The organism is Arthrobacter sp. FW306-1B-G06A, assembly GCF_058781765.1.
This window is the reverse complement of sequence record NZ_JBYSXB010000001.1, coordinates 189229-198121: the sequence shown is the minus strand read 5'-3', so window position 1 is coordinate 198121 and position 8893 is coordinate 189229. Positions and strand designations below refer to the sequence as shown.

Here is an 8893-nt window from a genome sequence, read left to right as displayed (position 1 = left end):
CCCCCCCCCCCCGCCTCCCTTCTGGGCTGGCCTGATTGGTGTGAACAGGCCCGGTTGTGTGTATTTGGCCTGGTTAGTGCTCGACGCCGACGATCGAGAGGTCGATGCCGCCGAAGAAGTAGCCCACTTGGGCGTTGCGGATATTGGAGCCAACCACGCTGTTGGTGTGGCTGCGGACGAGCGGGATGATCGGGTAGGTCTTCAGGGCCTTGCCGAACTCCTCAGACCATTTCTTGCCGAGTTCCTCCGAGGTCCCGGAAGTGTTCCGGAGCTCGAACATGGCTTTCGAAATCTGCGGATCGAAGTAGCGCGACGTGTTGGAGAAGCCGTAGCTGGTGCCGTCGTTGTTCGGTCCGAGGATGGGATCGGCGGACGTACGCACCGACGCAGGGTCGGCGCCACCGCACCAGCCCGAGCGCGCAATGTCCGGCAGCTGGTCACTGGCCAGGACGGAGTAGTAGTTCGGGGCCGGGATCGGCACGAGCTGGACGTCGATGCCCAGGGCCTTGAGGTTTTGCTGGATCACGGTGCCCGTGTTATAGGCGTCGCGGTTGTTGGCGTACCCGTAGGTGAGGGTCTTGGGGTAGTTCTTGCCTTCGAGGAGCTTCTTGGCTTCCTCCAGCTTGGGCTTGCCGGTGGGGTCGATCTCCAGGTCCTGGGCTACGTAGCCGCGCATCTTGGCGTTGAGCGGGGTCTGGGTGAGTTCGCCGAAGCGGCGTCCGCCGTACCGGACCAGGATGGACTGGCGGTCCAGGGCCAGGGCGATGGCCTTGCGGACATCGGGATCGGAGATCTTCTCGGTGTTGAGGCTGAGGACGTCGTTGCAGCCGAGCAGTCCCGATGCAACGCGGTCCTTGACCTGGGCATCAGCGAGCTTGGCGGAATCCGAGGTCTGCAGTGCACCGTTGGAGTCCAACGTGAGGGCATTGGGATCGGAGTTGGCCAGGAGCTGCTGGCTGATTGTGGCCTGCGAAGTGGAGAGCGAGAAGCTGAAGGTGTCCGGAAGTGCCGTGCGGTTGGGATCGGTGGACGGATCCCAGTTCGGGTTGCGGACCAGTTTGAGCGACTTTCCGCGACTGTACGAATCAACCATGTACGGGCCTGTAGACACCGGGTGGTTGGTGTAGTCCAGCTTGGTGTCCTTGTCCTTCGGGACAGGCGAAGTGTTGGAACGGGAGGCCAGCGCCGGGAATTCGGCGAATGGCTTCTTCAAGTGGAAGACGACGGTGCGCTCGTCCGGAGTTTCAACGGCCTTGAGGTCAGCGGAAGGATCCTTGTACGGCCCCTTGTAGCCGCCGGCGTCGAGCGCTGCGTTGAGCTCCTGCGGGGCCTGGGTGTAGACGTCCTGGGCGAAGGTGCGTTCGATGCCGTACTTGACGTCGGCGGAGGTGATGGGGCGGCCGTCTTCGAACTTGACGCCCTTCTGGAGGGTGAATGTCCAGGTGAGTCCGTCTTTGGACACCTGGCCCGTGTCCGTGGCGAGGTCCGGAACGATGGTGGGCGGCTGTCCGGCCGTCTCCTTCGCCATGGTGAGGTTCCTGTAGTACAGCTGGCCGACGTTGGCCGTCTGGACGTAGTTGCTGTTGCCCGGGTCCAGGGTTTGGAAGTCCGAGGACATCAGGACGTTGATGTTGCCGCCCTTGGTGGTGAAACCGGACTTGACCACTTCGGGAGCCTGCTCGGTGCTGGAAGCGCCGGAGGCGGCAGTTCCGGGCTGGTTCTGTCCCGCCGCGCAGCCTGTGGCGGCGGTGGCGATCAGCACGGCAAGGGCCAGCGCTCTGGTGGGGGTATTCATTGTGCTCCTCATTTGGGTGGGTGGAACGGATTTGAAGGGGGATTAGTGGCGGGATGCCTTGGGGTCCAGGGCATCCCGCACGGCGTCGCCGAGCAGGTTGAACGCCAGGACCGTGACGATGAGCATGGCGCCGGGGACTGCCAGGAACCAGGGGTCGCTGAGGTACCAGTTGCCGGATTGGGCGGCGTTGAGTATCTGGCCCCACGACGGCGTGGGGTCCTTGACGCCGACGCCGAGGAAGGACAGTGCCGCTTCTGCGGAGATGTTCGTGGGGATGAGCATGGTGGCGTAGACCAGTACGACTCCCATGACGTTGGGAATGATCTGCCGGAACAACACGCTCAGGTGCGAGGCGCCGAAGGACCGCGCGGCCTCGACGAACTCGCGCTCGCGGAGGCTCAGTACTTGGCCGCGGACAATACGGGCGAGGTATGCCCAGCCGAAGAAGCCCAGGATGATGACGAGCGAAGCCATGGGCAGGAAGCTGCCCTGGCCCAGCGCGGTGTCCCGCAGCCGTGACTGCAGGATGGGGGTCAGTGAAAGGACCAGCAGGAGGTGCGGAAAAGCGAGGAAGAGATCCATGATCCGGCTGATGATGGCGTCCGTTTTGCCGCCGAAGTAGCCCGCGGCCGCACCGATCACGGTTCCCAGGACCACCGAGACCGCAGTGGACAGCAGGGCAATGGTGAGGGATACCTGGCCACCATAGGCGAGGCGGGCAAACAGGTCACGGCCCAGTCCGGGTTCCACGCCCAGCCAGTGGCCGGGCGAAGGGTACATGTATCCGGGGAGCGGCAACCCGGGAGTCTGGAGGTCGTCCAGGACATCGGGGCTGGTGTTGGACGTGAAGGGATCGTTGCCGGACATGGCACTAAGCAGCGGGCCGAGGATGGCGAACAACATGATGGCCGCCACCACGCAGAGGCTCAACAGGGCAATCTTGCTCCGGCGGATCCGCAGCCAGGCCGTCGCCAGGAGCGACCGCGCCTCGGCAGTGGGTCTGCTTGGGGACGTGCTGGGGGATGGACTCTCAGCCGTAGCTTCGGCGGTGGACTGTAGCTGGGTCAACGGGGGTGCTCGATTCATGATCCAAGGAGTGGGCTCCGGACTTTTTGTATACCAAAAATAGACTAGAGCAGGTTCGATGGGATGTAAATCACAAATATTGCACTATCTGGAATACCAAACAGCTCTGTTTCCTCCCGTGTATGCTCGGGTGGAATGTAAGACGACGGGGAAGGGAAGGGTGGCCGACGCCGATGCCCGAAACGCTGACTGGCCGCGACGACGAAGCCCGGGCCGAACAGGTCTACCAGCTGGTCCTTGAGGGAATCGTGGCGGGGAGATACGAACAGGGCGCGCGGCTGCGTGAACGGGAGCTCTCCGAGCTCTATAACGTTTCACGAATCCCTGTGCGGGAGGCCATCCAACGCCTTGAGCAGGATGGCTTCGTGGAAACCTTCCCGCGCCGGGGCGCCGTGGTGCGCCAATTGACGCTCACCGACGTCAATGAACTCTTCGATGTGCGGCTGTGCCTGGAAACGTTCGCCGCCCGCATGGCGGCCATCCGCGTCGCCGCGGGCGAACCGGGTGGTCGTTTGCAGGAACTCCTCGACGACACGAGGCAAGCGATCGACGACGACCGGACCGACGACGTCGTGCGCCTCAGTGCGGCGTTCCACGCCGAAATCGTCCGGCTGTCCGGCAACCGGCTGCTCATCGAGTCGGTCAAGCCGTTGTTTGGACGCATGCGCTGGATCTTCGGGCTCGCCCACAACCGCAGCAACGAACTCCAGCGCGACGAGCACATGGAACTGTGCAACGCCATCCTTGGCGGCAAGGCCGAGCTCGCCTACACGCTGGCGTACTCCCACATCGAGCTCGGGCGTGAACCCGTGCTCAAGGGACTCGCGGAGACGCTGGAGCCCTAAACCCCTGCGTTAGTCGTCGGAATCCGGGTATTCGTCCTCGTCGTACCGGGATTCCTCGGTTTCGGCTTCCAGGATCTTGAGCATCGCCGTGTCCGGATTGAGCATGATGGCAGCCTCGTCACGCCGGTGGCGCAGGATGGTGTCCAGATAAGACTGCACGGCTTCCGCCAAGGGGATGTGGCTGTCCTGCTTCTGGCTCATGTACCAGCGGTGTTCGAGGACTTCGTGGACCACTTCTGCCGGCTCAAGCTTGCCTGCGAGGTCGCGCGGGATGGAACGGACGATCGGCTCGAAGATCTGGCTGACCCAGGTGTGGGCACTGATTTCTTCGTCCATGTCCGGGTTGTTGTCCGCCCGGAATGAATCCATGTCATTGAGCAACCGCCGGGCCTGGTTCTCCTGGGCGTCCAGGCCGGTGAGGCGGAGCAGCCGCCGTTGGTGGTGGCCGGCGTCGACCACCTTGGGCTGAAGCTGGATGGTGGATCCGTCCGCGGTGGTCTTGATGGCGTATTCCTCGACGTCGAAGCCGAGTTCGTTGAGGCGGCGGATGCGCGCGCCCACGCGCCAGCGTTCGCCGAGCTCGAACGATTCCTTTTCGGTGAGTTCGGCCCATAGCCGCCGGTACGAGTCCATGATGAGCTCCGACGTCGCTACCGGGTCCACCTTCTCCTCGATCAGCCCGCCTTCGAGCAAGTCCATGAGTTCCCCGGCGATGTTGACCCGGGCAATCTCCAGATCGTACTCGCGCTGGCCCACCGACAGATCCGGGTACAGCTCGCCGGTCTCGGCGTCCACCAAGTACGCGGCGAACGCCCCGGCGTCGCGTCGGAACAAGGTGTTGGAGAGGGAAACGTCGCCCCAATAAAAGCCGATCAGGTGCAGGCGCACCAGCAGCAGCGCTTGGGCGTCGATAAGCCGTGTCAGGGTGTCCCGGCGAAGCATCTGTGAGAAGAGCGCACGGTACGGCATGGAGAACTTGAGGTGCCGGGTGACCAGCACCGGGTTCAGTGGCTTGCCGTCAACGGTGGTGCGGCCGGTGATGACCGCGACCGGCTCGACGCAAGGCACATCCATCCGTGCCAGCTTGCGGAGCATGTGGTATTCGTGCCGGGCAACGTGCTCGGACGTTTCCTTGATGGCGATGACGGAGCCGGCCAGGTGCGCAAAACGCACGATGTGCCGGGAGATGCCGCGGGGCAGGGCGGCCAGATTCGCCGCGGGCCAGTCTTCGAGTGCGATGTGCCAGGGGAGGTCCAGGAGCTCGGGATCCGCCGCCGCTGCGGTGATGTTGAGGGATCCGATGACACTTGCCGGCGGTGCCGCGTCATTGGCGCTCGCAGCCTCGGTGCGCGGGAGTTTGCCGATCTGCGCGTAGTCGGTGGGTTCGTCATGCCACTTGGCACCGCTTTGCTCGGTCATGGGTCAATTCTTCCGTATGGAGGCTATTGTTAACGACGACGGCGGCCCGTCCACTCGGAAGGGCCGCCGTCGGTAATGCGGTGTGGGTGTCAGTCGCCCAGGCGCAGGCCCGACTTGGTGTCGAACAAGTGCACGTGGCCCGACTGCGGACGGACGAAGATGGACTCGCCCTTCATCGGGGGACGGCGGCCGTCGACGCGGGCCACGATGTCGTGGCTCTTGCCGTCAAGCGTGGTGTGGCCGTAGACGTAGGCATCGGCGCCGAGCTCTTCGACGACGTCGACCTCAACTTCGAGGCCCTCGCCGGCGCCAACGGTCTCGAGGTCTTCCGGACGGGAACCGAGCGTGACGGTCTTGCCGTGTGCCTCTTCGAGGACATCGTGCGGTACCGGGTAAACCGTGCCACCGAACTGGACGCCGCCGTCGACGACCGGCAGTTCCAGCAGGTTCATGGCGGGGGAACCGATGAATCCGGCCACGAAGACGTTCTTCGGGCGGTCGTACAGGTTGCGCGGGGTGTCCACCTGCTGCAGCAGTCCGTCCTTGAGGACGGCAACGCGGTCACCCATGGTCATGGCCTCGACCTGGTCGTGGGTCACGTAGACGGTGGTGACGCCGAGTCGGCGGGTCAGGGATGCGATCTGCGTGCGGGTCTGCACGCGGAGCTTGGCGTCCAAGTTGGAAAGCGGCTCATCCATGAGGAAGACCTGCGGGTTACGGACGATTGCGCGGCCCATGGCAACACGCTGACGCTGGCCACCGGAGAGGGCCTTCGGCTTGCGGTCCAGGTACTGCTCAAGGTCAAGAAGCTTGGCTGCTTCGCGGACACGCTCGGCACGCTCTTCCTTGGAAACGCCGGCGATCTTGAGTGCGAAGCCCATGTTGTCCGCAACGGTCATGTGCGGGTACAGAGCATAGTTCTGGAAGACCATTGCGATGTCGCGGTCTTTCGGCGGGACGTCCGTGACGTCGCGGTCGCCGATCAGAATGCGGCCGGAGTTCACATCCTCGAGGCCTGCGAGCATGCGCAGGGAGGTGGACTTACCGCAACCGGAGGGTCCAACGAGGACCAGGAATTCGCCATCGGCGATGTCGATGTTGAGCTTATCGACGGCGGGCTTATCTGTGCCCGGGTACAGACGCGTAGCGTTATCAAAAGTAACTGTTGCCACAGTTATCAATCCCTTCACCGGCAGGTACGTGCCGGACGATCCGTTGTGAATGGTTCATGTTTATTCAGTTGGACTCCCCGCCCTGGGCTGGGCCCGGGCAAGGGAGACTGAGTGACGCCGCACGGTAGTTGTGCGCCACATCACAACCAAGAGTATGGCAGCAGCCCGGGTTATTCGCCTAAATGTTACGAACGTCACATGTGCGATGCGTCTCCCGAGACCTCGCGGCGACGTTCGCGAAGGACCGCCTCCAGGAGCTCGGCGACGTGGACAGGGGCCTCGACGCGGAACTCGGCCTGGGTGAAATCCAGCCCGACTTTCACCCCGACATCCCCGGCGCCGAGTCTGGCGATCGCGTCCTCGTCCGTCACATCGTCGCCCGCGAAAAGGATCCCGGTAGCAGAGGTTGCATGGCGCAAGAACTCGACCGCCTCGCCCTTGGAGGAATGCACCACCGAGGTCTCGAGGACACGTTTGCCGTTCTTGAGGAAGACTCCCGGGCGACCTTCAAGGACTGCGCGCGCAGCGGCGACGGCGTCCTCCGCTACGTCATCGTCGGCTCGGCGCGTATGGAGTACGACGCCGGCAGGCTTGTCTTCGAGGACCGTCCCCGGAGCTTCCTGCGAGATTCCGGCCAGGACCTCGCGGACTTCGGCAAGGAGCTCCCTTTGGGCGTCGTCCAGTTGGAGTTCCGCCGAACCGGGGCCCATCCAGGCCTCCGCGCCATGGCTGCCGATCAGCAGCGTTGCCTCCGGAGGGGAGGCGACCGCCCGCAGGCTGGCCAGTGCCCGCCCGGAGATGAGCGCCGTCGTCGTCCTCGGGAGTTGGGCAAGTTCAGCGAAAGCAGTGGCTGAGCGCTGGAGCGGCCGCGCGGCGTCGGCGTGGTCCACGATCGGGGAGATGGTGCCGTCAAAGTCCATCGCCACCAAAAGGTGGTCGGTTCGCGCGATCCTGCGGACGGCGTCGAGCAGTTCGGGCGTCAGGCTCAGCGGGGGAGTGGCTGCTGTCTCAGGAGTCATCGCGCACCACCGTTTCTGCCAGGGCCGAGAGGAATTCCGCCGACCAATGATCGACGTCGTGGTCGAGGATTTGCTTGCGCATGGACTTCATCCGGCGGCGTGATTCATTCGGGGGCAGGTTCACGGCCCTCATGATGGTGTTCTTCAGTCCGTCGATGTCGTGCGGATTCATGAGGAGGGCTTGCTTGAGTTGATCGGCGGCGCCGGTGAATTCACTGAGGACCAAGGCGCCCGTGTTGTTGGTCCGGGCTGTGACATATTCTTTGGCCACGAGGTTCATGCCGTCACGCAATGCCGTCACCAGCATGACGTCGGCCGCGAGGTATAGCGCGACCATTTCCTCGACCGGGTAGCTGTGGTGGAGGTAGCGGACGGCGGTGTTCTGCATGGTGTCGAAGCTGCCGTTGATGTGGCCTACGGTGCCTTCAATCTCTTCCCGCAGGAGCCGGTACTGCCGCACGCGCTCGCGGCTGGGGCTCGCAACCTGGATCAGTGTGGCGTCCTCCACCGTGAGCCGTCCCTCTTTGAGGAGTTCCTCAAAGGCCTTCAGGCGGTGGGGGATGCCCTTGGTGTAGTCGAGGCGGTCCACGCCCAGGAGGATGGTTTTGGGGTTACCGAGGTCCTGGCGGATCTGCCGGGAACGTTCGATGATGTCCGGGCGCTCCGCGAGCTCGCTGATTTGATCCACGGCGATGGAGATCGGGAAGGCCTGTGCGCGGGCAATATGGGTGATCTGCCCATCCGCTCCCTTGACGTGGACTTGCTGCTGCTTGACGCTTGCACCAATAAAGCGGCGTGCCGAGCGCATGAAGTTTGCCGCGTCGCTGGGGCGCTGGAAACCCACCAGGTCGGCGCCGAGCAGGCCTTCGATGATGGCCTGGCGCCATGGCAACTGGGCGAAGATCTCCGGCGGCGGGAACGGGATGTGGTTGAAGAAGCCGATGCGCAGGTCCGGGCGCGCCCGGCGGAGCATGCTCGGCACGAGCTGGAGTTGGTAATCCTGCACCCACACGGTGGCTCCGTGGTCTGCGTGCTGGACGACGGCGTCGGCGAAGCGCTGGTTGACCCGGCGGTAGCTGTCCCACCAGGTTCGGTGGAACTCGGGCGGGGCAATGACGTCGTGGTAAAGCGGCCAGAGAGTGGCGTTGGAGAACCCTTCGTAATAGAGCTCAACATCGCGCGTGCTGAGTTCCACGGGAATCAGGTCCATGCCGCCGTGACTGAACGGTTCCAACGCTTCGTCCGGCGCGCCGTGCCAGCCCACCCACGCGCCGTCGGTCTTGGTCATCATCGGCGCGAGGGCAGTCACCAGGCCGCCCGGAGAGCGGCGCCAGCCTTCCTCGCCGTTTTCCGCGTCATCGCTGGTGTAACGGTCTACCGGAAGGCGGTTGGAGACCACCATGAAATCGTGTTTCCGGGCCCTTGGAGCCTGATTGCCTTCGGGTGCGCTGTCGGTTTTTTCGCTTGCCGTTTGTTGCATTGCTGCCCCCTGGGGTTGCCTGTGACTCATCTCCCACCCTACCGGCGGGAATCATCGAGGACACATGCTCGTTCCTC

The 8893-nt window shown here is 63.9% G+C and carries 7 protein-coding genes; 1 reads left to right on the top strand and 6 read right to left on the bottom strand.

Features of this window, described 5'->3' with window-relative positions:
- Positions 1-73 precede the first annotated feature (73 nt).
- The gene (locus AC3WJM_RS00980) at positions 74-1795 is read right to left on the bottom strand and encodes an ABC transporter substrate-binding protein (protein WP_492271017.1); all 1722 of its coding nucleotides are present in this window, start codon (positions 1793-1795) and stop codon (positions 74-76) included.
- 42 nt (positions 1796-1837) lie between these two features.
- Complete coding sequence (locus AC3WJM_RS00975; protein WP_492271016.1) at positions 1838-2881, bottom strand: ABC transporter permease; 1044 nt, start codon at positions 2879-2881, stop codon at positions 1838-1840.
- A gap of 173 nt (positions 2882-3054) precedes the next feature.
- Between AC3WJM_RS00975 and AC3WJM_RS00970 the strand changes: the two genes are divergently transcribed.
- Positions 3055-3726, top strand: coding sequence for a GntR family transcriptional regulator (locus AC3WJM_RS00970; protein ID WP_284988877.1), 672 nt, complete (start codon positions 3055-3057; stop codon positions 3724-3726).
- A gap of 9 nt (positions 3727-3735) precedes the next feature.
- On the opposite strand, the gene AC3WJM_RS00965 is transcribed toward AC3WJM_RS00970, so the two are convergent.
- The 4 genes from AC3WJM_RS00965 to AC3WJM_RS00950 form a co-directional block, all read right to left on the bottom strand.
- Positions 3736-5145 carry a DUF4032 domain-containing protein gene (locus AC3WJM_RS00965; RefSeq protein ID WP_307055248.1) on the bottom strand — a complete coding sequence of 470 codons (1410 nt, stop codon included), beginning with the start codon at positions 5143-5145 and terminating at the stop codon, positions 3736-3738.
- 89 nt (positions 5146-5234) lie between these two features.
- Positions 5235-6317, bottom strand: coding sequence for an ABC transporter ATP-binding protein (locus AC3WJM_RS00960; RefSeq protein WP_059388327.1), 1083 nt, complete (start codon positions 6315-6317; stop codon positions 5235-5237).
- Positions 6318-6511: 194 nt separating this feature from the next.
- Positions 6512-7336, bottom strand: coding sequence for a trehalose-phosphatase (gene otsB / locus AC3WJM_RS00955; protein ID WP_492271015.1), 825 nt, complete (start codon positions 7334-7336; stop codon positions 6512-6514).
- Positions 7326-8816 carry an alpha,alpha-trehalose-phosphate synthase (UDP-forming) gene (locus tag AC3WJM_RS00950; protein ID WP_306963940.1) on the bottom strand — a complete coding sequence of 497 codons (1491 nt, stop codon included), beginning with the start codon at positions 8814-8816 and terminating at the stop codon, positions 7326-7328. The genes otsB and AC3WJM_RS00950 overlap by 11 nt, the downstream gene beginning before the upstream one ends.
- Positions 8817-8893: the final 77 nt, after the last annotated feature.

Bases quoted from the DNA above. Each gene is read 5' to 3' on its own strand.
- AC3WJM_RS00980 (WP_492271017.1), bottom strand. From the start codon at position 1,795: ATGAATACCCCCACCAGAGCGCTGGCCCTTGCCGTGCTGATCGCCACC.
- AC3WJM_RS00975 (WP_492271016.1), bottom strand. From the start codon at position 2,881: ATGAATCGAGCACCCCCGTTGACCCAGCTACAGTCCACCGCCGAAGCT.
- AC3WJM_RS00970 (WP_284988877.1), top strand. From the start codon at position 3,055: ATGCCCGAAACGCTGACTGGCCGCGACGACGAAGCCCGGGCCGAACAG.
- AC3WJM_RS00965 (WP_307055248.1), bottom strand. From the start codon at position 5,145: ATGACCGAGCAAAGCGGTGCCAAGTGGCATGACGAACCCACCGACTAC.
- otsB (WP_492271015.1), bottom strand. From the start codon at position 7,336: ATGACTCCTGAGACAGCAGCCACTCCCCCGCTGAGCCTGACGCCCGAA.
- AC3WJM_RS00950 (WP_306963940.1), bottom strand. From the start codon at position 8,816: ATGCAACAAACGGCAAGCGAAAAAACCGACAGCGCACCCGAAGGCAAT.